This is a genomic window from Nonomuraea sp. NPDC049649 (assembly GCF_040675175.1).
Lineage (GTDB): Bacteria > Actinomycetota > Actinomycetes > Streptosporangiales > Streptosporangiaceae > Nonomuraea.
Window position 1 is genome coordinate 68838 of the sequence record NZ_JBFAOH010000006.1, and the last position, 22720, is coordinate 91557.

The window sequence follows — 22720 nt, forward strand, 5'->3', positions numbered from 1 at the left end:
CTGGTCAGGTCTCCGCCGCCAGGACCGTCTCTCTGGCCCAGCGGTAGTCGGCCTTGCCGGACGGTGAGCGCTCCACGCGCGGCACGAACGCGTACGAGCGGGGCACCTTGTAGCCCGACAGCTGTTCGCGGCAGTGGGCGTCGAGGTCTCCGGCGGTGACCTCGGCGCCGGGGCGCGGCTCGACCACGGCGGCCACCCGGCTCCCCCAGCGTTCGTCGGGGACGCCGGTGACGACGGCGTCGAAGACGGCGGGGTGGCCCTTGAGCACCGCCTCCACCTCCTCGGGGAACACCTTCTCGCCGCCGGTGTTGACGCACTGCGAGCCGCGGCCGTGCACGACGATGGTGCCGTCCTCCTCGACGGTGGCGAGGTCGCCGGTGAGCAGCCAGCGGGTGCCGTCCTCGGTGGTGATGAAGGTGCGGGCGGTCTTGTCGGGGTCGTTGTAGTAGCCGAACGCGATGTGGCCGGCCTTGGCGACGGTGCCGAGGTCGCCGGAGCCGGGCCGGACGGGGTGCAGCCGGTCGTCGAGGACGACGAGCCGGGCGTACGGGTTGGGGGTGTAGCGCAGGCCGGTCTCGGGGCGGGCGCCGTCGACGCCGTCGGCGGTGTAGCCGGCCTCGGTGGAGCCGAAGTTGTCGCGGATGAGCACGTGGGGCAGGAGTTCCTGCAGCCGGTCGCGGACGGCGCCGCTCAGGATCGCGCCCGTCGAGCTGAGCACGAACAGCGACGACACGTCGTAGGAGCCGCGCTCCAGGGCTTCGGCGAGCGGCCTGGCCATCGCGTCGCCGGTGATGTTCATGGTGAGCACCCGCTCCCGTTCGACGGCCCGCCACACCTCGTCGGCGTCGAACGTCCGCACGTACACCATCATCGCGCCCAGCCAGAACGCGATGAACGTGCCCATCTGGGCGGCGCCGTGCATGAGCGGCGCGGCGGCCATCATCGCGATCGGGCCGGCCTTGACGGCCTCGTCGATCACCTGCTGCGGGGAGGTGCGGGGCTCGCCGGTCGGGTTGCCGGCGCCGAAGGCCATGAACAGGTCCTCGACGTGCCACATGGCGCCCTTGGGCATGCCGGTGGTGCCGCCGGTGTAGATGATGTAGACGTCCTGCCCGGACCGGGGGCCGAAGCCGCGCTCGGGGCTCCCGCCGTTCAGGGCTTCCTGGTACGAGAGAGCGCCGGGGATGCCGGGCGGCCCGTCCACGGTGATGAGGTGGCCTAACTCGGGGGCCTGCCCGGCGACGGCGGCCACCCGCGGCTCGAACTCGGCGTCGTACAGCAGCGCCCGGATGTCGGAGTCCCGGTAGAGGTAGAGCAGTTCGGCCTCCACGTACCGGTAGTTGACGTTGACCGGGACGGCGCGGATCTTGAGGGTGGCCAGGAGGGCGGCGACGTACTCGACGCCGTTGTACAGGTGGATGCCGACGTGGTCGCCGGGGCCGATGCCGCGGCTTTCGAGGTGGTGGGCGAGGCGGTTGGCCTCGGCGTCGAGCTGGGCGTAGGTGCGGCGGTCCGTGCCGCAGACGACGGCGGTGCGGTCCCCGATCGCGTCCGCGAGCCCTTCGAACAAGTCAGCGTGGTTGAACTCCATTTAAGGCTTCTCCCGTCCGACGATCCACATGGCGAAGAACTGGGCACCTCCTCCGTACGCGTGCCCGAGCGCGAGCCGCGCCCCGTCGACCTGGTGCTCGCCTGCCGTGCCGCGGACCTGGAGGGCGGCCTCGGCGAAGCGGATCAGCCCGGACGCGCCGATCGGGTTGCTGGAGAGGACGCCGCCGGAGGGGTTCCACGGGATGTCGCCGCCGAGTTCGGTGGCGCCGGACTCGGTGACCTTCCAGCCCTCGCCTTCGGCGGCGAAGCCGAGGTTCTCCAGCCACATCGGCTCGTACCAGGAGAACGGCACGTACACCTCGGCGACGTCGAGCTGGCGGCGCGGGTCGGTGACGCCGGCCTGCCGGTAGACGTCGGCGGCGCAGTCCTTGCCGGCCTGCGGGTTGACGGTGTCGCGGCCGGCCCGGAAGAGCGGTTCGGAGCGCATGGCGGTGCCGTGCACCCAGGCGGGGGTGCCGGTGGCGGCCCGTTCGGAGGCCAGCACGATCGCGCAGGCGCCGTCGCTGGACGGGCAGGACTCCAGGTAGCGGATCGGTTCCCAGAGCATGGGCGTGGACTCGACCATCGCCCGGTCGATGCCGGGGATCTTGAGGTGCGCGTACGGGTTCCGGAGCGCGTTGAGCCGGTCCTTGACGGCGACGAGGACGCCGATGTGGTCCGGGGCGCCGCTTCTGCGCATGTACTCCCTGATGTGCGGGGCGAAGTAGCCGCCCGCGCCGACCACCAGCGAGGAGCTGAACGGCAGGTGGGTGGAGAGCGCCCAGGTGGCGTTGGACTCCGACTGCTTCTCGAAGGCGACGACCAGCACCCGCTCGTGCACGCCGCCCTGGATGAGCCCGGCGCCGACGAGCGCGGTGGAGCCGCCGACGCTGCCCGCGGTGTGGACGCGCATCATCGGCTTGCCGGCGGCGCCGAGCGCGTCGGCCAGGTACGCCTCGGGCATCATGACGCCTTCGAACAGGTCGGGCGCCTTGCCGATGACGACCGCGTCGATGTCCTTGAACGTCAGCCCGGCGTCGTCCAGCGCCCGCAGCGCCGCCTCGCGCACCAGCCCGGCGATCGACACGTCCCTGCGCTTGGTCGTGTAGTGCGTCTGCCCGACGCCGATGACGGCGCAGCGCTCAGCCATCTAGGCCTCCAGTACGGTGACGAGGTTGTGCTGCAGGCAGGGGCCGCTCGCGGCGTGGCCGACGGCGCGGCGGGCGGCGCCGTCGTGGATGCGGCGGGCCGCCTCGCCGATGCGGATGAGGCCGGTGGCCATGACCGGGTTGGCGGCGAGCGGGCCGCCGGACGGGTTGACGAGGGTGTCGTCCGGGAGTTCCAGGGCGCGGCGGAGGATCGGTTCCTCGTGGGTGAACTGGGTGTGGAGTTCGGCGACGTCGACCGGTCCCTTGCCGACGCCCGCCGCGCGTGCCGCGTCGGCCGCCGAGGGCGAGCGGGTGAGGTCGCGCAGGCCGAGGTAGTGCGGTTCGATGCGGTGTGCGATGCCGCTGATCCAGGCGGGGCCGGCGCAGAGCTCGCGGGCGCGGTCGCCGGCGGCGAGCACGACGGCCGCGGCCCCGTCGGTGACGGGCGCGACGTCCGACGCCTTGAGCGGTTCGACCGCGTACCCGTCGGGCAGTTCGTCCGGCAGGTCCAGCGCGTACGGGTTGCGCCGCCCGTCTGCGCGGCTGCGGCGGGCGATGGCGTCCAGCTCGTCGCGTCCGGCGCCGAGCGCCGACGCCTGCAGCGCCGCGTACGAGAGCTGGTCCAGGCCGAGCGGGGCCAGATAGTACGGGTCGAGCTGCAGGGTCATGAGGCCCCGCAGGTCGCCCTGGGTGGATTTGCCGAAGCCGTAGACGAGCGCGGTGTCGACGTCGCCGTGCTGGAGCCGGACCCACGCCTCGTACAGGGCCCAGGCGCCGTCCATCTCGACGTGGCTCTCGGAGATCGGCGGCCAGGCGCCGACGGCGTCCAGCGCGGAGACGAACGAGAAGGGCGCCCCGGCGAGGTAGTCGCAGCTTCCGGAGCAGGTGAAGCCGAACCGTTTCAGCCCGGTGCGTTCCTTGACCTCCTCGATGACGGGCAGGATCAGCTCGGGCTCGGCCAGCCCGGTGTCGTGGCCGGTGTGCCGGGTCTGGGCGAAGGCGACGATCGCGACCTGTCTCACTTCACAGCTCCACATCGGGTTCGCCGGTGGGCGCGAACCACCGGATGTTCGCCATGGACGCGGTCCGCTCGCTCTCGGGCACCCATTCGGCGCGCACCCGCATGCCCTGCCGCACCTCGTGCGCGGGGATCCCGCCGACGAGCGCGATCACGGGCACGTCGGCGCCGTCGAGCAGCACGTACGCGGAGACGAAGGGCACTTCGGGGGCGCGCGGGTCGGGCAGGTTGTTGATCGCGAAGGTGGTGACGGTGCCGGTGCCGGGCAGTTCGACCTGCTCGCCGATGGCGATGCCGCACTCGGGGCAGGACAGCCGGTACGGCACGTACACCTTTCCGCAGCTCGCGCAGCGCCCGCCGACGAAGACGCCGCGCCTGACGCCGTCGAGGAAGACGCCGAGCGCGCCGCCGGCTTTGAGGGTGTACGAGGCGCGCACCGGAGAGACGATCCTGGTGACCTCGGGGGCGAAGCAGGAGATGTCGGTGATGTCGCCGCGGCGTTCGCCCCGCCACACCGGCCAGACCCGGGTGCCGGGGCGGATCGCCTTGGGGTGGCCCGCGTCGACGGCGTGCACGAGCGCGGTGTCGGCGCCGTCCAGTTTGATCATGGCCCAGGCGAAGGGGCGGTCGAGCGGGTGTTCCGGGCGGGGTTCGGTCACCCAGGCGCAGGCGGTGACGGTCCCGGCCGGGCCGACCTCGACGTACTCGCCGGTGACCGCGTCGCCGGTGGCTGGATCGTACTCAAGAGGGGGGACGAGCACCCGCCCCTCGGCGGTGCGGACCCCGACGATCCGGCCGGCACGCAGCTCGGTGAGGAACCGGCCGATCACCGGCCCGGTCGAGCGGGTGTAGCCGCCGGGGAACTCCAGCACGTGCTCCGCGGTCAGCGGATCGGACATGCGCCCTCCTGGGGGTGGTCAGATGGCTCGGTCGCGGCCCTCCCAGTACGGGTCGCGCAGCTTGCGCTTGAGCAGCTTGCCGTTGGGCTCGCGGGGCATCTCGGCGATGAAGTCGATCGACCTGGGCCACTTCATCCTGGCCAGGCGGCCTTCCAGCGAGGCGAGGAGCTCCGCGGCCAGCTCGGGGCCCGGGGCGGCGCCGGGGGCGGGCTCGACGACGGCCTTGATCTGCTCGCCCCACTCGTCGTCGGGGACGCCGAACACGGCGACGTCGGCGACCTTGGGGTGGATCATGATCTCGTTCTCGATCTCGGCCGGGTAGATGTTCGCGCCGCCGGAGATGATCATGTCGGCCTTGCGGTCGCAGAGGTACAGGAAGCCGTCCTCGTCCAGGTAGCCGATGTCGCCGACGGTGAAGAAGTCCTTGAGCCGGTTCGCCGCGGTCTTGGCCGGGTCGCCCTTGTACTCGAAGGAGGCGCCGAGCATCTTCATGTAGATGGTGCCGGGGGTGCCGGCGGGCAGCGGTTCGCCCGACTCGTCGGCGATGAGCAGTTCGGTGATGGGCCAGGCGCTGCCGACCGTGCCGGGGTGCGCCTTCCAGTCCTCAGGCGTGGCGATCGTGCCGCCGCCCTCGGTGGCCGCGTAGTACTCGTAGACCACGTCGCCCCACCAGCGGAGCATGTCCCATTTGACCGGCACCGGGCAGGGGGCGGCGGCGTGGATCATCCACCGGAGCGAGGACAGGTCGTACTTGCCCCGCGTCTCCTCCGGGAGGGCGAGCAGGCGCTTGAAGTGGGTGGGCACGAGGTGGGAGCTGGTGACCCGGTGGCGCTCGCAGAGCCGGAGCATCTCCTCGGCGTCCCAGCGGTCCATGTAGACGAGGGTGTGGCCCATGTGCAGGGCCGTGCCGCCGAACTGGCTGACGGCGGTGTGGTAGCTGGGCGCGGTGACCAGGTGGGCGTTGGGCTGCCCGGGGGTGACGCCGAACAGGGTGAGCAGGAACGCCAGCAGCTCCGCCCCCTCGTCGGGGTCGAGGCCGGTGAGCGGGCGGCGCACGCCCTTGGGCTTGCCGGTGGTGCCGGAGGTGTAGTGCATGGTGGCGCCCGCCGTGCGGTCGTCCGGCGGGGTGTCCGGTAAGCCCTCGGTCAGCTCGTCCAGCGGGCGGAACCCGGGCAGGTCTCCGGCGACGGCGAAGCGCCGTTCAGGAGCGACGGCCTCGGCCGCGCGGACCGCCTCCTCCGCGTACCGGGGGTGGGCGACGAACGCCCGGGCCTCGCTGTCTTCGAGGATGTACGCGATCTCCGGGCCGGTCAGGTGCCAGTTGATCGGGGTGTAGTACCAGCCCGCCTGGAGGGCCGCGAGATAGAGCACGAGCCCGTCGGCGCCGTTGGGCACCAGCCCGCAGAGGCCGTCGCCGGTCCGCATCCCTAAAGCGCGCAGGCCGTGCACGAGGCGGTTGGCCCGGGCGAGCAGGTCACCGGCCCGGTGCTCGGTGCCGTCGGGGTCCACGGCCGCGATCCAGCCGGGGTCCGCCTGCGCCAGCCGCCAGAAGCCGAGCGTGCCCATCGGTACTCCTCACCAGGTCGTACGAGGCCCCGAACCGGCGAAATAAGAACATGTTCTCATTTCTTTCGGGCAGCGTAACCCGCGTCTAAGGTGTGAGCAAGCGCTTGATTTCAAGGAGGAGCGAGTGGAGCTTCTGCCGATCAGCACCCCCCACTGCCGCGTGGAACGCGACCACCACGTGGTGGTCGTGACCATGAACCGCCCAGAGGCCCGCAACGCGCTCTCCTCGGACATGCTCATCGGCATGGCGAGCGCCTGGGCGTACGTGTCGGCCGAGCCGGAGGTCAGGGTGGCGATCCTGACCGGCGCGGAGGGCACGTTCTGCTCCGGCGCCGACCTCAAGGCGATGGCCACACCCCCGTCGGACCCCGAGGTGGTGGCGCGCGGCGAGCGGATCGCGAACTACCACTGGAAGGGCCTGCTCCGCGAGGACCTGCCGACCAAGCCGGTCATCAGCGCGGTCGAGGGCTACGCGGTGGCGGGCGGCACCGAGCTGCTGGTCGGCACCGACCTGCGGATCGTGACGGAGTCGGCCACGCTCGGCCTGTTCGAGGCCAGGCGCGCGCTCTTCCCGATGGGCGGCAGCGCCGTCCGCCTGCCGCGCCAGATCCCGTACTGCCACGCGATGGACCTCCTCCTCACGGGCCGCGCCGTCACCGCCGCGGAGGCGCTGTCGATGGGCCTGGTCAACCGGGTGGTGCCGGACGGCCACGCGCTGGAGGCCGCCCGCGAGCTGGCCGCCGAGGTGGCGGCGGCGGGACCGCTGGCGGTCCAGGCGATCCTGCGCACCTACCGCGACACCCAGGGCCTCGCCGAGGCGGAGGCGCTGAAGGTGTCGGACGAGCTCGGCTGGCCGGTGATCGGGTCGGAGGACGCCAAGGAGGGCACCCGCGCCTTCCGGGAGAAGCGCCCCCCGGTCTACCACGGCCGCTAGTCGCGGGTGATGCGGTCCAGCCGTTCGAGCGCCTCGCCGAACTCCTCCACCAGGGAGTAGACGACGTCCTTGGTGGAGCGGACCTGGTTGGTGATGCCGATGATCTGGCCCGCCGGGAACGTGGCCAGCTCGGCGGCCTCGGAGCGGCCGATGCGCCGCAGCGCGTCCGAGACCAGCATGAACTGCAGCGGCATCGGCAGCGTCCCGGGCGACTCCTGGGACTCCCAGGCGTCGGTCCACTCGTTCTTGAGCAGCCGGGCGGGCTTCCCCGTCCAGCTGCGGGAGCGGACCGTGTCGCGAGAGGTGGCGGCGAGGATGCGGCGGCGGGCCATCTCCGGGGTGTCGGCCTCCTCGACCGTGAGCCAGAGCGAGCCGGTCCAGACGCCCTCCGCGCCCAGCGCCATGCCCGCGGCCATCTGGCGGCCGTTGCCGATGCCGCCCGCCGCCAGCACGGGCACGTCCACGGCGTCCACGACCTGCGGGATGAGCACCATCGTGGTGATCTCGCCGGTGTGGCCGCCCGCCTCGGTGCCCTGCGCCACGACCACGTCCACGCCGACCTCGACCTGCTTGAGCGCGTGGCGCGGGGTGGAGGCGAGGGCGGCGACCTTGACGCCGTGCGCGTGCGCCTGCTCCACCACGTCGGCGGGCGGCGGGCCGAGGGCGTTGGCCAGCAGCGTGATCGGGTGCCGGAGCGCGACCTCGACCTGCGGCCGGGCGGTGGCGTCGGTCCAGCCGAGCAGCACCCGGCCGGCGTCGGCGTCGTCCGACAGCCGCGGCACGCCGTGCTCGGACAGCAGGCTCTCGACGAACTGCCGGTGCCCCTCCGGGATCATCGTCTGGAGGCGGCCGACCAGTTCCTCGGCCGGGAAGTCGGCGCCTTCATAGGAGGCGGGCATGACGACGTCCACCCCGTACGGCTTGCCGTCCACGTGGTCGTCGATCCAGGCGAGCTCCTGTTCGAGCTCTTCGGGGGTGAAGTAGAGGGCGCCGAGCACGCCCATTCCGCCTGCTTTGCTGACGGCGGCCACCACGTCGCGGCAGTGGCTGAACGCGAAGATCGGGAGGTCGATTCCGAACATGTCCGTCACACGGGTCCGCATGTCCTGACGATACGGCCGAGAACCCTCAACTGCAACACGTTCTACCAATAGACGTTTGGCCTGTACTGGTGAGTAACTTTTTATTGGAACACGTTTCAATTTACTGTTGTAACGGTCCCTGAAAAGAAAAAGGGCCCGCGCGCGGCGGGCCCTGGGCGGGAATGTTCAGGGGCGGCGGGCGGCCACCACGCCGGCCAGGACCAGCGCGACGCCGATGATGAGCAGGATCAGCGGGATCGTGTTGCGCAGGAGGGTGATCTGGCTCTTGGCGTCGCGGGCGTTGGCCACCAGCTCGCCGACCGTCTCGTCGGTCATCTTGGCGGTGGCGACCAGGGCCTTGGCGCGCTCGACGCCGTCCTGCGTCTTGAGCACCTCGTTCCGCTCGACCTCCTGCTTGACCGGCGAGCCGGTGACGGGCTCCACCCAGAAGGTGGTCTTGCCCTCGTACCAGCGGTCGACCTGCACGTCTCCGGTCGCGTCCTCGACGCCCAGGATGTCGGCGGGGATGGTCTGCGTGTCGGTCTTGGTGGCCGGCACGATCTGCTCGAACACGTACGCGTCGAGCCCGCCGACCTTCTCCTCGCGCACGAACTCCGCGTCGAAGGCCTGCCTGGCGGTGGCGTTGAAGACCTTGTACGTCTTCTTCTCCACGTCGAAGGGCCACTTGTAGATCTGGCCCTCCATCTCGACGGGCTCCTTGGCGACGTTGACGCCGCAGCAGTTCACGGCCTCGCCGGTGTACTTGTCGAAGGCGCTGCGCCGGTCGGTGATGTCCACCGAGCGGCGGCTGTTGGTCACGTCGTTGACGACGGTGGCCTCGTCCCAGACGACCCGGTCGCCGGTCGCGTCCTTCACGTCACCGCGGGTGGTGACGATGATCTCCAGGTCGGCGTCGAGCACCTTGAGGTCCTGGCGCGAGAAGTACTGCGCGCCCTTCGCCTCCAGATGGGAGATGCCGAACTGGTTGGCCGGAGCGGAGATGATCTGCCCGGCCGCCCAGAATTTCAGCAGCGGGGCGAGCGCGATGAAAAACGCGCCGAGCCCGATGAGGACGAGCGTTGAAATACGACCCATCGAGACCTCCGCAAAACTAGAACGCGTTGTCGTCTGTTTCGTCTGACCTGGATCAAAGTATGACAGTGGGTGATCGCCGTCACCGGCCGCCCCGGAGCCGCAACCAAATCGATAGAAACATGTTCTATCGTGGCCTGGTCGAAGAGACACCGGGGGTGAGACCACTGAGGAGAGACGCCGCTCTCGACGGCATCCGGGCCCTGGCCGCGCTCGGCGTCTGGCTGCTCCACGTGGCCAGCAACACTGGCGTCATGTACGGCGAGGGCATGTACGCCTGGCTGCTGTCCCGCCTCGGCATGGCGGTGCCCGTCTTCTTCCTGCTGTCGGGCCTGCTGCTGTACCGGCCGTGGGCCAAGGCCGCGATCGAGGGCGGCCCGCTCCCCGGCGCCGGGCTCTACCTGTGGCGCCGGGCGCTGCGCGTGCTGCCCGTCTACTGGCTGGTCGCCTCGCTGGCGCTGTGGGCGTGGACCCCGCTCGACTGGACCGGCTGGGTGGTCTGGCTGCTCCTGCTGCAGAACTACGTCCCCGGCCTGCACAGCGCCGAAGGCCTCTACCAGATGTGGACGCTCCCCATCGAGATGGCCTTCTACCTGCTGCTGCCGGTGCTCGCCTGGGCGCTGCACCGGTGGTCGGTCAGAGGCCCGGACGTGCCGGTCCGGCTGCTCGGCGGCATCGCGGTGCTGCCGGTGGTCTCGGTCGCCTCGGTGCTGGCCGCCCGGGTGCTGGAGATCCCGGACCTGGCGCTCTGGCTCCCCTACCACCTGGTGTTCTTCGCGTGCGGCATGGCGATGGCGGTGCTGTCGGTCTGGCTCGGCGGCAGCAGGCTGGTCGGCTCGCTCGCCCCCCAGCTGCTGGTGCTCGCCCTCCTGCTGTACGCGGTGCTGTCCACGCCGCTGGCCGGGCCGCGCACGCTCACCCTGCCGACCCTCGGCGAGTCGCTGTTCAGGATGGCCCTGGAGACGGCCGTGTCCGTCCTCGTGGTGGCGCCGTTCGCCCTCGCGCCCGACCCCGGCTCGCTCCGCCACCGGGTGCTCGGCAACCCGGTCTTCGCCTATCTGGGGCGTATCTCGTACAGCTTCTTCCTGTGGCACGCGCCGGTCATCACCCTGCACCGGAAGATCACCGGAGACCCGCCGTTCACCGGCGACTTCACCAGCCTGGCCGTGGTGTCGTTCGTGGTGTCGCTGCTGCTCAGCGTCGCGAGCTATCACCTGATCGAGCATGTCGCGCTCACGCTCGGCCGGCGCCGGTCAGCTGCCCGGCCGCCCGAGGCTCCGGCTCCTCAGCCGGCGGCTCCCGCCGCGTGACGAGCTGCCCGAACAGGGCGCCCACCGCCGCGCAGGCCGCGAGCTGCGGCACGGGGTCCATCAGCAGGTCCATCAGCACTCCGATCTCGATCCCGTACCCGCGCAGGGTCAGCGCGACGGCCTGCGTGCCCGCGGCGGCGCAGAACGCCGCCGCCGTCAGCCAGTACGCGCCCCGCCACCGGCCGCGCAGCCAGAGCGTCAGCGCCCCGGCGGCGACCAGGGCGAGCATGCCGGGCGCGCCCGCGATCCAGTAGCCGAACGCCAGTCCCGCCACGGTCGCGTACGGCGCCCGCCAGCGCGACAGCCGCGACCGGTCCGCCGGCGCGGTCGTGCGCACGTGCTCGGGGCGCGGGCCGAGCGGCACGACGGAGATCAGCGCCAGCAGCGCGATCCCGCCCAGCCCGGCCGCGAGCGCGAGCCAGTGCGGGCCGTCGGGCAGGTACACCAGCTTGACCGTGCCCGCGGTGCCGGCGGGCAGCTCCCAGCCCTGCTTCCAGCCGTCGATCCGGACCGGCCGGAGCGTGCGGTCGCCGATCGTGGCCCGCCAGCCCGCGTTGAAGTTCTCGGCGACCACGAGGAAGGAGTCGCGGGGGGCGTTCACCCGCACCTCGCGCTCGGCCTGCGTCCAGGTGCCGGGCGCGGCGGAGGCGTGCGCCTGCCGGGCCTTCCCCGGCAGGACGCCCAGGGCCAGGTTCTCCACCTGGAACGGGTCCCACCCGGCCACCCTGATCCGGTTGTCGCCGGCCCGCAGCTCCGCCTTCTCGCACCCGAGGATCTGCACCGGCCGCCCTTCCAGCAGGTCCCGGTGGCTGCCGGAGACACGGGTCTCGACGGTGGTGCCGTTCACCTCGACCCGCGGCCCGGCGCCGCAGCCGAGGCGGAGCGGGATGTCGCCGGGGGTGCCGGCCTTCGCGACGCCCGGGATGGACAGCTCCGTGACCTGCACCCGCCGCGACATCGGGTGGAAGCGGATCCGCAGCTGGGAGGTGACGATCGGCTCGAACTCTACGTGGCCCCGCTCGTCCACCCGGCCGCCCCGGGAAACGCCGTCGTCACCGGTGATCACCACGTCGAGCGGGTCGGTGTCGCTGCCCGGCCTGCCGACCTGGATGGCGGAGATCTTCTTCCGGCCCTTCCAGGCGACGGTGAGCGCGGGCTCCCGGTCGTCGTCGGCCGGGACCCAGGTGGTCGTCAGGTCGCCGTCGAACGCCGCCCGGGGCGAGACCACCGCGTCCTCGCCGAGCTGCGAGGTGCCCGACACGCGCGTCACCGCGCCGCCGACCCGGGTGTAGCGGTCGACGAGCTCGCTGTCGCGCAGCACGGCCGAGCCGCGCAGCGTGACGGCCCGCTCCTCGTCCGCGGTGAAGGTCCGGTCGAGGCCGCTACTCTCCTCTCCGGTACGGGCGAGCCGCGGCGGATTGCAGACCCACCGGTTCAGGCCGCGCATGCAGCCGGGGCGGGCGTCCAGTCCGCGGTCCATCACGTACACGTCGCCGGAGCCGGGCAGCCGGATCGTGCGGCCCGCCGTCACCCCCGGCACGTTCAGCTCGACGATCCCGGCGCGCTGGCCGTAGGCCCAGTCGCCGGGCCGCACGGAGAGGATCGTGATCCGGATCCACGAGGTCGGCCCCTCGGGCAGGGTCAGCCACTGCGGGTCCGTGGTCCGCTCGACGTCCTGCTCCCGGCGGCCCGCCTCGGTCTCCACCGCTACCCGGCCCACCGACTGGCCGAGCAGGAACTCGCCGGCGAACATCACCTGCACCCGCGGCACCTCCCGCCGCGAGGGCAGGTCGACCTGGAGCCACTGGCCCTCGGGCGAGGTCGCGCCGTCGGTCTCCCAGGCGGTGCCGGAGTCGCCGTCCATCGCCGACCAGGGGCCGCGCGACGGGTCGCTCACCCCGGCGGGCGCGCCCGCGTCGGCGGCCGAGGAGGAGGCGGAGACTCGCGCGATACCGCGGTACTCGGCGGTGGCGGTGTCGTCCAGCCAGCCGTCCTCCAGCAGGTCCAGCGCCAGCACGCCGGTGAAGTTCGCGCGCTCGTCGGCGGTGAGGGTCGGGCTGATGTTGGAGCGCAGCTCCCCGAAGTGCCGTTCGCGCAGCCGCAGCGCGTCGCTCACCACGACCGGCGCCTCCGCCTCGCGGGCGTCGTCGTTCATCAGGATCGGCCCGTCGCCGAGCAGCCCGAGGTCGCCCATCGCGAGCAGCGAGTCGGGGCCGCCGCGGACCCGCAGCGCCGACTCCGCGTCCTGGGCGGTGACCAGATCCACCGGGTCCTCGACCTCGTACAGGTCGAGCGCGGGGAACGCGCCGTCGAGCAGGTCCACGGCGTCGTCGCCGAGCACGTCGCCGACCGGCTCCCCGAACGAGCGGACCTTCGTGATGCCGGGCGACTCGGTCAGCGCCTCGTGGATCCTGGCCGGCCAGGCGCCCTTGAGGTCCTCCCGGATCAGGTCGTTCCTGGCGACCACGTACCGGACGCCCATGCGGCGCAGCACCTCCGTCAGGCCGGGCGAGCCGTGCCCGGCGGCCAGCCGCTGGTCGATGGCGTCCAGCAGCCTGCTCAGCCCCACCGAGCCGGGCGGGGTGATCTGCCGGGCCGTCCACCGCACGCTGGACAGCGGCTGGAGCGGCTCGTCCATCGGCCGGCCCCACACGTACTCGCCGAACGCCGCACCGGGCACCACCAGCACGCCGGCGTCGCCCGCGTTCTCGTCCAGCCAGGCGGCGGCCTGCCGCCAGTGGTCCGGCACCTCCTTGAAGACGCCCGGGTACGCCAGCCCCTGGTTGAAGACGGGCAGTACCAGCGCGGCGAACGCGGTCACCGCCACCGTCCGCAGCGGCAGCCGGGCCCGGCCCAGCACGCTCGCCAGCAGATGGGCCAGCCCGAACACGAGCGCCAGCCGGACCAGCGGGTCGAACTTGCGCAGGTTGCGCAGCGGCGCGAGCGGGCCGTCCAGCAGCCACCGGACCGGCTCGGCCACGGCCGGCTCCAGCGCGCTGATGTGCCCGGCCGCCACCGCCGCCGTGCCGACCAGGAAGAGTGTGACGAGGAAGCCCTTGGCGGGCAGGTCGCGGCGGGCCAGCCCGGCCAGGCCGAGCGCGGCGATGAGGCCGGTGACCGCGACCATCGCGCCGGAGGTCGCGATCGCGAACCCCGGCGGCTGCTCGAACACGCCGCTGAGCGGCAGGAAACGCACCCAGTCGGAGGCGCCCCGGATCACGTTCGTCAGCGAGGTGACCTGCGTCGTCGCCGCGGAGGTCTCGGTGTAGGGCAGGAACGAGAACGCGTACCGGCCTGCCAGCAGCAGCGGCAGCGACCAGAAGAGGGTGGCCACCGCGACCGCGCCCGTCCACCAGCCGAGCAGCCGCCAGCGCGGCACCGGGCGCGGCCGGGTGAGGATGTAGAGCACCGGGGCGACCAGCACGGCCAGCACGGCGACCGCGTTCACCCCGCCGCAGAGCGCCACGGCCAGCCCCGACCGCACCGCCGCCCTGGCCCGCTGCCCGGTCTCGGCGGCGGTGAGCAGCGGGATCAGGATCCACGGCAGCATCGCGGCGGGCAGCCACTCGACGGAGATCTCGCCGACGATCGACAGCGCGCGGGGGGCGAGCGCGTACGCGAGAGCGCCCGCGATCCTGGTGCCCGGGGTGCCGACGCCGAGCTTGCCGGCCAGCCGCTCCGCGCCCAGGAACGCCGCGCAGAACAGCACCGTCAGCCAGAGCCGCTGGGTGATCCAGGCGTCGAGACCCGCCAGCTCGCCGAGGGCGAAGAACGGGCCCATCGGGAACAGGTAGCCGGCCGCCTGGTTCTGGAGCTGGCCGAAGTGCTGCAGGTCCCACAGGTGGGTGGCGCGCTCCAGCCAGCCGATCGGGTCGAGCGCCAGGTCGAGCTTGGTGTCGGGGATGAGGTGGCCGGGCTTGGTGGTGAAGGACAGGATCGCGAAGCCGGCGCAGCACAGGAGCAGCCAGAAGCGGTGCCGGGCCTGGTCCGTCACCGCTCCTCCCTTGTCAGCGACCCTGTGAGCGTCGTGGTGAGCAACGCCATGAGGCGGTCGGCACTGGCGTCCCAGGAGAACCGTCCGGCCCATTTCCGACATTTCATGTTATAGGCGTCTGGGCCTGCCTCTGCCAGCTCGTCCAGGGCCGCGCCGAGCCCCTTGGCCAGGTCCGACGCCGGCGATCCGCCCTCGGGCACCAGCCAGCCCGTCTCCCCGTCCCGTACCGCGTCCCGCAGCCCGTCCACGTCGAACGCGACGGTCGGCACGCCGAGCGCGGCCGCCTCCACCACGCACAGGCCCCAGCCCTCGCCCTGCGAGGCGGAGACGTGGACCCAGGCCGAGGCGACCAGCCGCGCCTTCTCCTCCTCCGGCAGGTAGCCGTGGAGCGTGACGCCCTCCGGCAGCCGGGCGCGGAGCGCGGCCTCCTCCGGGCCGCGGCCGATGACGTCCACCACCAGGCCGGGCCACCGCTCGCGCAGCTCCGCCGCCGCCTCCAGCAGCAGGTCCACCCGCTTGTGCGCGACCAGCCTGCCGACGCAGACCACCCGCGGCACCGGGCTCTTCCCGGTCTCGGGCGGCGGGGTCGCGTTCACCCCGTTGTGCACCACGTGAACCGGGCCGGTCCAGCGCAGCCGCTCCCGCATCGCGCGCACGGTGGACGGCGACACCGCCACCCCGGCGTGCCGCCGGTAGGTCCAGCGCGACACCGGCCCCTCCAGGAACCGCCCCACCGCGGCCAGCCACCACGGCAGGTGCAGGCCGAACTGCCGGTCGTGCACGTGATGCACCACCAGCAGCACCCGGGTACGGCGCGGCAGCACCCACGGCGTGAAGAACGGGATGCCGTTCTGGCAGTCGAGCACCCCGTCGAACCGGCCGCGCCTGACCAGCAGCCAGAGCAGCACCAGCGGATAGACGGTGAACACCCCGCCCATCCGGCGCACCCGTACTCCCTCACGGGTCTCCGAGCGCGACTGGCCGGGCGCCCGCGCGGTGACGAACCACACCTCGTGGCCCGCGCGGACCATCCGGCGCGCCATCTCCCAGGCGTAGGTCTCGGCGCCGCCGGAGTCGGGATGCCAGGGGTCGCGCCAGTTGACGACGGCGATCTTCATCGGCCGGCTACGGGTATCCGACGGGATCGAGCGGGGGTTCCCACATGGGCGCGGGCGGGGCCGCGCGCAGCCGCAGCCAGATCCTGCCCAGCTCCAGCATGATGCCGAAGCTGTGCCGGGCCGGCGAGAACCGCGAGCCGGGCACGTCGTGCCAGCTCACCGGGATCTCCACCACCCGCGTGCCGCGGGCGGCGCAGCGCGCCAGCAACTCCACGTCGAACGCGAACCCGGGGGTCCGCAGCTCGGCCGCCACCTCGCGGGCCAGCGGCGCGTCGAAGAACTTGAACCCGCACTGGGTGTCGCTCACCCCGTTCACCAGCACCCTGGCCAGCGCGCGGAACCCGAAGGCGCCGATCTCGCGGATCCGGCTGTGGCGGTTCTCGACTTTCGAGTACGCGTGAGCGCGCGAGCCGATCACCACCCGCTCGCCGGACAGGAGCAGGCCGAACGCGACATCGACGGCGGCCAGGTCGGTCGCCATGTCGGCGTCGCAGAACCCCACGAAGGGGGCACTCGTCTCCAGCAGCCCGGCGCGGACCGCGGCTCCCTTCCCGGGCACCGGGCAGCTCACCAGCCGGACCGGGACCTCACCTTCCGGCCAGGCCCGGACGACGTCGGCGGTGCCGTCCGTGCTGTTGTTGTCGACGACGATGACTGCGGTCGGGAACGGCAGGCGGGCAAGCTTCGCGCACAGCTGCAGGAGCCCCCCGGGAAGTCGCCGTTCCTCGTTATAGGCGGGAACGACGATCTCAAGCAGTGGTCGCCGGCTCGCCCTCGCGTCCCCTGAGGAGGAGGGCGGCATCGCGGCGCTCCGTTACCGCGTGCCGTAGTTGTAGAGCGGCTGATTGACGGGCGTCGCGGTGGAACCGGTGAGGGAGACCGTGGTGATCGTCGTCACCAGTGCGGCCACGGCGACGCCGATGATCGCAGCTAACAGGATCCTGATCACGGAGTTCCTCCTGGTGCGGCAGGGGTCCGGGGCTTGGGGACCAACCTAGAACCAATTACTGCTACTCGCTAGTAGCTAGACCCAACTTTTACATATCCCCTGATGACCCACCATATCGGGATGTCAGCTCAGCGCTCCCACCTGTACAGACTCAGCTCCGCGGACTCGACCACCACCTCGGCATCCGCCAGCCAACTCGCGAACCGCTTCCGCTCCTCAACGGTCCCCGCGTCAACAATCACGTACCGGAACCCCATGTGGGCCAGGTCCGGCGACCCCGCTTCTAGTACACGTTCTACCTCCGCGGCCCGCGGATCCTCACTCCGCACGACCAGCTCCCCCACCCGCACCAGGTCGTTCGTCACCACCCGCCGCCCCGGCACCGCGAAGAACCGCTGCGCCGGATCCAGCACCGCCCGATGCCCGTTCCACCCGAACCTCCGGTACGACTCGAACGGCAGCACCAGCACATCCCCCGCCCCCGGGTCCTCCCGCAACACCTCGCGCGCCTCGTACCACGACCGCGGATACGCCACCGCCTCCAGCGCCCCCAGACACCCCCACGCCATCGTCGGCAACACCGCCACCGGCACCACGACCAGAGCAGCCACCCACCGCCTGCCCGCGGACGACCCCACCCGCTGCTTCGCCCGGCCCTCCACTTCGACCGGACGCTCCCGGACAGCAGCCGCCGCCAGCAACCCCAGCCCCACCGCCGCCATCAACGCGACCGGCGCCACATACTGCTGCGCGTCCCGGAACACCGCGAACCCGCCCCAGACCCCGACCAGCCACTTCAGCACCGCCCGCCCGGCCTCGGTAACCCCGGCGGCACCGATCACGAACCCGACCACCCCCGCCACCACGAGCCCGTTCCGATAAGCCAGCCGCCGCCCCAGCCACCAGAACCCCGCGATCCCCACCACCGAGAGCAACAACCGCGCCGTCGCCCCCACCACCCCGTCGTACCCGGCAGGAACCGCGTTCGCATTCCAGATCCCACCCAGGGACAGCAGACTCCCCACCGCCCCGAACGGCGTATCGGCCCGCGACGCGAACGCCTCCACCCCCACCGGATCCCCTTCAAGCCCCGCAGGCCTCAGCGCCGCCGCCACCAGCCAAGGCGAACAGAACCCGACCAGCACCACCCCAACCCGCAACCCCCTCCCCCACCCGGACAACGCCCCCCAGCGCTTGAGAGAAGACCGCCGGGCGACTACACCATCGCCCCCTGCCCCCACTCCGCGCCCAGGCAGGCCCTCCTCTGAATCTCGGACATCCTCCGCCCGCACTCCGCGCGTGGGCAGGCTCGTCCCCGAGTCCTTACCATCGGCCTTCCTCGAATCTCCGTCCTGGCTCTTTCCTCGGGCCTCGCGATCAAGGAAGGCGGCCACAGGGAGGGCTGTGACGGTGGTGACCAGCATCGCCGCGAAGCCGCCCGTTGCGGCGGGGAGGAGGGAGACGGCGAGGCGGCGGCCCTGGGAGATGGCGTGGACGACCCAGGGAAGGCCCGCGTAGCCCAGGAGGAGTGCCCACTGGCCGATCAGGAGGCGTTCGGCGACGAACGGGTTCCAGATGTAGAAGGAGGCAGCGACCAGGCGGGGCGCCAAGGGGGCGGGGACGAGGATGGCGGCGCCCGACGCACCCAGGACGAAGATCGACAGAAGGATGAGCTTCTGGACCAGTTCCCCGGGGAGCACCTGGGAGAGCGCCGTCACCACGGCGTCGCTGGGGACGACGCGCGGCGCGCCCCCCGCGAGCCCGAAGGTGAAGAGGGAGAACGCCGGGTCGGGGACGAAGACCATGTCCTGCAGCAGGACGAATCCCCAGCCCAGGGCGGGCCCGAGGGCGAGGATCCCGAGGGCGAGACCGAGGGCGCCGCCGGCCAGTGCGGCTCTGGCCTGGTGTGACATCCAGCTATGACATCACACCTCAATGACTGCTTTTTCCCTGCATCTCGCCACGTAGGGGACCTTTCCGTCATGCTGTCGCGTGGGGCGGGAGTCAGGAGGGGCGGCCGTGGTCGCGAGAGGTGAGCGCGGGGACTGGGTGCTCGCCGCGGGGCTGCTGATGGTGGCCGCCCAATTGGTGTGGAAGTACGAGCTGGTCCGCCGGACGTTTTTCCGCCAGGACGACTTCATGTTCATGGCCAGGGGCCTGGAACAGCAGCTGACCTGGGAATACCTGATGCGGGTCGACTACGGCCACCTGGCCCCCGGCCCGTTCGCGGTCCAGTGGTCGATGGCCCGGCTGGGCGAGTACGACGACGCGCTGGCTCATCTGGTCACGATGTGCCTGCTGGCGGCGGCGGGGCTGGCGCTGCTGCGGCTGCTGCGGGTGCTGTTCGGGTCGCGCCCGGCGATCCTGGTGCCGCTGGGGTTCTTCCTGCTGACGCCGATGACGATCCCGTCGCTGTCGTGGTGGTCGGTGGTGCTGGGGGCGATGCCGTTCCAGGTGGCGCTGCCGATGGCGCTGGCCTCGCACGTCCACTACACCCGCACGCGGCGGTGGCGGCACGCGATGGCGGCGGTGGGCTGGACGGTGTTCGCGATGGCGTTCTACGTGAAGTCGCCGTTCATCCTGGTGCTGGCTTTCGTGCTGACCCTGGGCTGGCTGGCGCGGGACCGGATGGCGCGCGTGTGGCTGCTGTACGGCGGCGTGCTCGCGGCGTACTCGGTGGTCTTCTTCCACCAGCTGTTCACGTCGGTGCAGCTCACGAACGACACGGTGCGGCCCGCCCTGCCGGACGCCGGGCTGGCGGCGGCGGCCACGTGGCGGATGTTCTCGGGCTCGCTGGTGCCCACGTCGCTGGGCGGCCCGTGGCGGTGGCAGCCGATCGGCGAGGACTACGCGCTGGCGGCGACCCCGGAGCCGCTGATCTGGGCCTCTCTGGCGGCCGGGGCGGCGGTGGTGGGGTTCTCGGTGCGGTATCGGAGGCGGGCGTGGCTGGCCTGGCTGACGCTGCTCGGCTATTTCCTGCTGGCGGACGTCGTCCCGGTCCTGCTGGGGCGGGTGGAGGCGCTGGGGCCCGATCTGAGCGGTTTCGAGCTCCGGTACATCGCGTCCACCTCGGTGGTCGCCGCGATCGTGCTCGGCCTGGCGTTCATCCCGGTGCTGGGCGAGGAGCGCCCGTGGCTGCGCCCGCCGCCCCGGTGGCGCCTGGCCTGGGTGCCGCTGGCGGCGGTCTGCGCGGCGGGCGCGGTCTGGTCGGTGACGGCCTTCACCGCGCTGCCGCTCGGCCGGAACGTCAAGAGTTACGTGGTGACGGCCACGACCGCGCTGACCCGCGTCCCCCAGGGCTCGGTCGTGCTGGACACTCCCGTACCGGACAAGGTCGCCAACCCGGGCTTCTTCTTCCAGTACGCGCGAACGTCCAGAATCCTCGGCCCGCTCGCGCCCGGCCGGGTGAGCTGGACGGAGAAGCTGTCGGGCCCGGTCGTCGCCCCGCTCGTCTTCGACGATCTGGGGCGGCTCGTCCCGGTGGAGATCGAGGGCGTGATCGTGCCGGGCGGCGAGTCCTGCACGCCCGTCGGCGCCGAGGAGGTCGTCTTCCCGCTGCCCGGGGCGCTGCCGGGCGGCGAGTGGACGGTGCAGGTCTCGTACCTGAACGCGGCGGAGGCCGCGCTCGTCGTCCGGCTGGGCGTGGGGACGGCGGAGATCCGGGCGGGCCGGGACCTCGGCGCGACGTACGCCACCCTGCACGGCGAGGGCGCCGAGCTGGGGCTGCGGACGACGGGCGGGACGACCGCGTGCGTCGGCGAGATCAGGGCCGGGAAGCCGGCGCCGGCCGAGGACGGGACGCCGGTCCCGGCCCGGCCGGTGCTGCCGTGAGAGGCGGCTACTTGCCCGGTTCGGGGTCCCTGGGGAGGCCCAGCATGCGCTCGCCGATGATGTTGAGCTGCACCTCGGTGGTGCCGCCGTAGATGGTCATCGCCCGGGTGGCGAGCACGGCGCGGTTCCAGTAGCCGGGGTCGCCGAGCTTCATGTCGGCGGCCAGCGTGGCCTGGGCGCCGAGCAGGCTCACCGCGGTCTCGGAGACGTGCTGGGCGTGCGAGGTGGACAGCAGCTTCCGCACGGACGCGTCGGCGCCCGGCTCGTTCCCGGCGAGTTGCTTGAGCGTGACCCGCAGCGAGAGCGCGTTGATGGAGTGGCCCTCGCAGATGACGCGGGCGAGCGTGTCCGCCTCGACCGGCGTGAGGTCGCGGCCCAGCCGCTGGACGAGCCCGAGCAGGTCGGGCACGGACGCGCCGGTGCCGCCGGAGCCCGAGGAGAGCGAGACGCGCTCGTTGGAGAGCGTGTTCCGGGCGACCCGCCAGCCGTCGCCGACCTCGCCGACCACCAGGTCGTCGGGGACGAACACGTCGTCCAGGAAGACCTCGTTGAACATGTTCTCGCCGGTCATCTCGATGAGCGGGCGGACGGTGACGCCGGGGGCCTTCATGTCGACGAGGAAGTACGTGATGCCCTCGTGCTTGGAGCCCTCGCTGGAGTTGCGGGCGATGCAGATGCCCCACTCGGCGACGTGCGCGATCGACGTCCAGATCTTCTGGCCGTTGAGCCGCCAGCCGCCCTCGACCTTCTCCGCCTTCATCTGCAGGGAGGCCAGGTCGGACCCGGCGCCGGGCTCGGAGAAGAGCTGGCACCAGATCATCTCGCCGCTGAGCGTCTTGGGCAGGAAGCGTTCCTGCTGCTCGCGCGTACCGTAGACGGCGATGGACGGCACCACCCAGGCGCCGATGATCAGGGCGGGGAGCTTGACCTTGGCGGCCTTCAGCTCCTGCGCGATGAGCACCTGCTCCAGCGGGCTCGCGCCGCGGCCCCACGGCTTGGGCAGGTGCGGCATGACGAAGCCGCGGTCGGCCAGGGCGCGCCTCTGCTCGACGCCCTCCAGGGCGGCGATCTCCGCGATCTCGGCGCGCAGCGCCTCGCGCAGCGGCTCGGCGTCCTCGGGCAGGTCGAGCTCCATCTCGCGGGTGACGCCGCGCACGGCCAGGTCGGTGACCCGGGCGGCCCACTCGGCGGAGCCGCCGAGCAGCGCGCGCAGGGTGAGGGCGCGCCGGTAGTAGAGGTGGACGTCGTGCTCGAAGGTGTAGCCGATGCCGCCGAAGGTCTGGATGGCGTCCTTGGCGCACTGCACGGCGGCGTCGGGGGCCATCACCCCGGCGATCGCGGCGGCGTAGTCGAGCTCCTGGCCGGTGGCGCGGGTGGCGTCCCAGACCGTGGCGCGGGCCTGCTCCAGCGCGACCAGCATGCGTGACAGCTTGTGCTTGATGCCCTGGAACTGGCCGATCGGGCGGCCGAACTGCACCCGTACCTTCGCGTACTCGGCGGCGCTGGTGACGCACCAGGAGGCGAGGCCGGCGGCCTCGGCGCCGAGCAGGATCGCGGCGATGTTGCGGACGTCGGCGCTCTCCACCCCGTCGAGCACCCGGTCGGCGGGCACGGCGACGCCGTCCAACTCGACCTTGGCCACGGACCTGGTGATGTCGAGCGACTCGAGCGAGGTCACGGTGGCGGCGGTGGCGTCGACCGCCACCCACAGCTCGCCGTCGTCGGTGGCGACGGGCAGCACGAGCACGTCGGCCATCGCGCCGCCGAGCACCGGCTCGGCCGCGCCGGACACCGTCAGCGTGCCGTCGCCCGCCCGGGTGCCGGTCAGCGCGCCCGTGAGGGCCAGCGCGCCGGTGCGGGTGCCGTCGGCCAGGCCGGGCAGCAGGTCGTGACGCTTGGAGGCGTGGATCACCGCGCTGGCCAGCACGGTCGGCACGTACGGGCCGGGCGCCATCCGCTCGGCCAGCGCCTCGACGGCCACGGCGGCCTCCAGCAGTCCGTAGCCGGAACCGCCCGCCTCCTCCGGGAGGTGGAGGCCGAGCAGGCCCTGTTCGGCCAGGCCCGGCCAGAAGGCGGGCCGTTCGTCGGTGGCCGAGCGCAACGTGTCGGCGGGGACGCTGCGCTCCGCCCAGCCGCTCACCGACTCGTGGAGCGCCTCGTGTTCCTCGCTCAGCCCGATCGCCATAGCT

16 protein-coding genes are annotated in these 22720 nt (G+C 72.3%); 3 read left to right on the forward strand and 13 right to left on the reverse strand.

Annotation, left to right across the window (positions count from 1 at the left end; all coding sequences use genetic code 11):
* Window positions 1-4 precede the first annotated feature (4 nt).
* Genes AB0J42_RS10770 through AB0J42_RS10790 form a run of 5 tightly spaced genes read right to left on the reverse strand, consistent with a single transcriptional unit; the run spans window position 5 to window position 6221 of the window.
* Window positions 5-1591 carry an acyl-CoA synthetase gene (locus AB0J42_RS10770; protein ID WP_364291299.1) on the reverse strand — a complete coding sequence of 529 codons (1587 nt, stop codon included), beginning with the start codon at window positions 1589-1591 and terminating at the stop codon, window positions 5-7.
* Window positions 1592-2740 carry a thiolase domain-containing protein gene (locus AB0J42_RS10775; protein WP_364291301.1) on the reverse strand — a complete coding sequence of 383 codons (1149 nt, stop codon included), beginning with the start codon at window positions 2738-2740 and terminating at the stop codon, window positions 1592-1594.
* Window positions 2741-3760 (reverse strand): thiolase domain-containing protein, encoded by a 1020-nt coding sequence (locus tag AB0J42_RS10780; protein ID WP_364291304.1) that lies wholly within the window; start codon window positions 3758-3760, stop codon window positions 2741-2743.
* A gap of 1 nt (window position 3761) precedes the next feature.
* Window positions 3762-4655, reverse strand: coding sequence for an OB-fold domain-containing protein (locus AB0J42_RS10785; protein ID WP_364291307.1), 894 nt, complete (start codon window positions 4653-4655; stop codon window positions 3762-3764).
* Between the two features lie 18 nt (window positions 4656-4673).
* Window positions 4674-6221: an acyl-CoA synthetase gene (locus AB0J42_RS10790; RefSeq protein WP_364291310.1), complete on the reverse strand. Its 1548-nt coding sequence runs from the start codon at window positions 6219-6221 to the stop codon at window positions 4674-4676.
* 124 nt (window positions 6222-6345) lie between these two features.
* Between AB0J42_RS10790 and AB0J42_RS10795 the strand changes: the two genes are divergently transcribed.
* Entirely contained in the window at window positions 6346-7155 is an 810-nt protein-coding gene (locus AB0J42_RS10795; RefSeq protein WP_364291313.1) for a crotonase/enoyl-CoA hydratase family protein, read from the forward strand.
* Here AB0J42_RS10795 and AB0J42_RS10800 read toward each other — a convergent pair.
* Together AB0J42_RS10800 and AB0J42_RS10805 are read right to left on the reverse strand one after the other, a co-directional pair.
* Window positions 7152-8258: a nitronate monooxygenase family protein gene (locus tag AB0J42_RS10800; RefSeq protein WP_364291316.1), complete on the reverse strand. Its 1107-nt coding sequence runs from the start codon at window positions 8256-8258 to the stop codon at window positions 7152-7154. The two genes, AB0J42_RS10795 and AB0J42_RS10800, sit on opposite strands and share 4 nt — an antisense overlap.
* 165 nt (window positions 8259-8423) lie before the next feature.
* Window positions 8424-9332 carry a DUF3068 domain-containing protein gene (locus AB0J42_RS10805; RefSeq protein ID WP_364291319.1) on the reverse strand — a complete coding sequence of 303 codons (909 nt, stop codon included), beginning with the start codon at window positions 9330-9332 and terminating at the stop codon, window positions 8424-8426.
* A 155-nt stretch (window positions 9333-9487) separates the two neighbouring features.
* On the opposite strand from AB0J42_RS10805, the gene AB0J42_RS10810 reads away from it, so the two are divergent.
* Window positions 9488-10639 carry an acyltransferase gene (locus AB0J42_RS10810; protein WP_364291322.1) on the forward strand — a complete coding sequence of 384 codons (1152 nt, stop codon included), beginning with the start codon at window positions 9488-9490 and terminating at the stop codon, window positions 10637-10639.
* Here AB0J42_RS10810 and AB0J42_RS10815 read toward each other — a convergent pair.
* The 5 genes from AB0J42_RS10815 to AB0J42_RS10835 all read right to left on the reverse strand — a co-directional run bounded on the left by AB0J42_RS10815 (window position 10563) and on the right by AB0J42_RS10835 (window position 18613).
* Entirely contained in the window at window positions 10563-14633 is a 4071-nt protein-coding gene (locus AB0J42_RS10815) for an alpha-(1->3)-arabinofuranosyltransferase family protein (protein ID WP_364291325.1), read from the reverse strand. The two genes, AB0J42_RS10810 and AB0J42_RS10815, sit on opposite strands and share 77 nt — an antisense overlap.
* Complete coding sequence (locus AB0J42_RS10820) at window positions 14630-15751, reverse strand: glycosyltransferase family 4 protein (RefSeq protein WP_364291328.1); 1122 nt, start codon at window positions 15749-15751, stop codon at window positions 14630-14632. The genes AB0J42_RS10815 and AB0J42_RS10820 overlap by 4 nt, the downstream gene beginning before the upstream one ends.
* A 7-nt stretch (window positions 15752-15758) precedes the next feature.
* Window positions 15759-16553, reverse strand: coding sequence for a glycosyltransferase (locus tag AB0J42_RS10825; protein WP_364291331.1), 795 nt, complete (start codon window positions 16551-16553; stop codon window positions 15759-15761).
* Window positions 16554-16565: 12 nt separating this feature from the next.
* A complete protein-coding gene (locus tag AB0J42_RS10830) occupies window positions 16566-16700 on the reverse strand; it encodes a hypothetical protein (RefSeq protein WP_364291334.1) in 135 nt (44 codons plus the stop codon).
* A 128-nt stretch (window positions 16701-16828) separates the two neighbouring features.
* Complete coding sequence (locus tag AB0J42_RS10835) at window positions 16829-18613, reverse strand: hypothetical protein (RefSeq protein WP_364291337.1); 1785 nt, start codon at window positions 18611-18613, stop codon at window positions 16829-16831.
* Window positions 18614-18719: 106 nt separating this feature from the next.
* On the opposite strand from AB0J42_RS10835, the gene AB0J42_RS10840 reads away from it, so the two are divergent.
* Window positions 18720-20531, forward strand: a complete 1812-nt coding sequence (locus AB0J42_RS10840; protein WP_364291340.1) for a hypothetical protein — start codon at window positions 18720-18722, stop codon at window positions 20529-20531.
* A 7-nt stretch (window positions 20532-20538) separates the two neighbouring features.
* Here the strand turns inward: AB0J42_RS10840 and AB0J42_RS10845 are convergent, their stop codons facing one another.
* Window positions 20539-22716 carry an acyl-CoA dehydrogenase gene (locus AB0J42_RS10845; protein WP_364291343.1) on the reverse strand — a complete coding sequence of 726 codons (2178 nt, stop codon included), beginning with the start codon at window positions 22714-22716 and terminating at the stop codon, window positions 20539-20541.
* Between the last annotated feature and the right edge of the window lie 4 nt (window positions 22717-22720).

Excerpts from the sequence above, each read along its gene's own strand:
- AB0J42_RS10770 (WP_364291299.1), bottom strand. The coding sequence starts at position 1,591 with ATGGAGTTCAACCACGCTGACTTGTTCGAAGGGCTCGCGGACGCGATC.
- AB0J42_RS10775 (WP_364291301.1), bottom strand. The coding sequence starts at position 2,740 with ATGGCTGAGCGCTGCGCCGTCATCGGCGTCGGGCAGACGCACTACACG.
- AB0J42_RS10785 (WP_364291307.1), bottom strand. The coding sequence starts at position 4,655 with ATGTCCGATCCGCTGACCGCGGAGCACGTGCTGGAGTTCCCCGGCGGC.
- AB0J42_RS10790 (WP_364291310.1), bottom strand. The coding sequence starts at position 6,221 with ATGGGCACGCTCGGCTTCTGGCGGCTGGCGCAGGCGGACCCCGGCTGG.
- AB0J42_RS10800 (WP_364291316.1), bottom strand. The coding sequence starts at position 8,258 with ATGCGGACCCGTGTGACGGACATGTTCGGAATCGACCTCCCGATCTTC.
- AB0J42_RS10805 (WP_364291319.1), bottom strand. The coding sequence starts at position 9,332 with ATGGGTCGTATTTCAACGCTCGTCCTCATCGGGCTCGGCGCGTTTTTC.
- AB0J42_RS10820 (WP_364291328.1), bottom strand. The coding sequence starts at position 15,751 with ATGAAGATCGCCGTCGTCAACTGGCGCGACCCCTGGCATCCCGACTCC.
- AB0J42_RS10825 (WP_364291331.1), bottom strand. The coding sequence starts at position 16,553 with ATGCCGCCCTCCTCCTCAGGGGACGCGAGGGCGAGCCGGCGACCACTG.
- AB0J42_RS10835 (WP_364291337.1), bottom strand. The coding sequence starts at position 18,613 with ATGTCACACCAGGCCAGAGCCGCACTGGCCGGCGGCGCCCTCGGTCTC.
- AB0J42_RS10845 (WP_364291343.1), bottom strand. The coding sequence starts at position 22,716 with ATGGCGATCGGGCTGAGCGAGGAACACGAGGCGCTCCACGAGTCGGTG.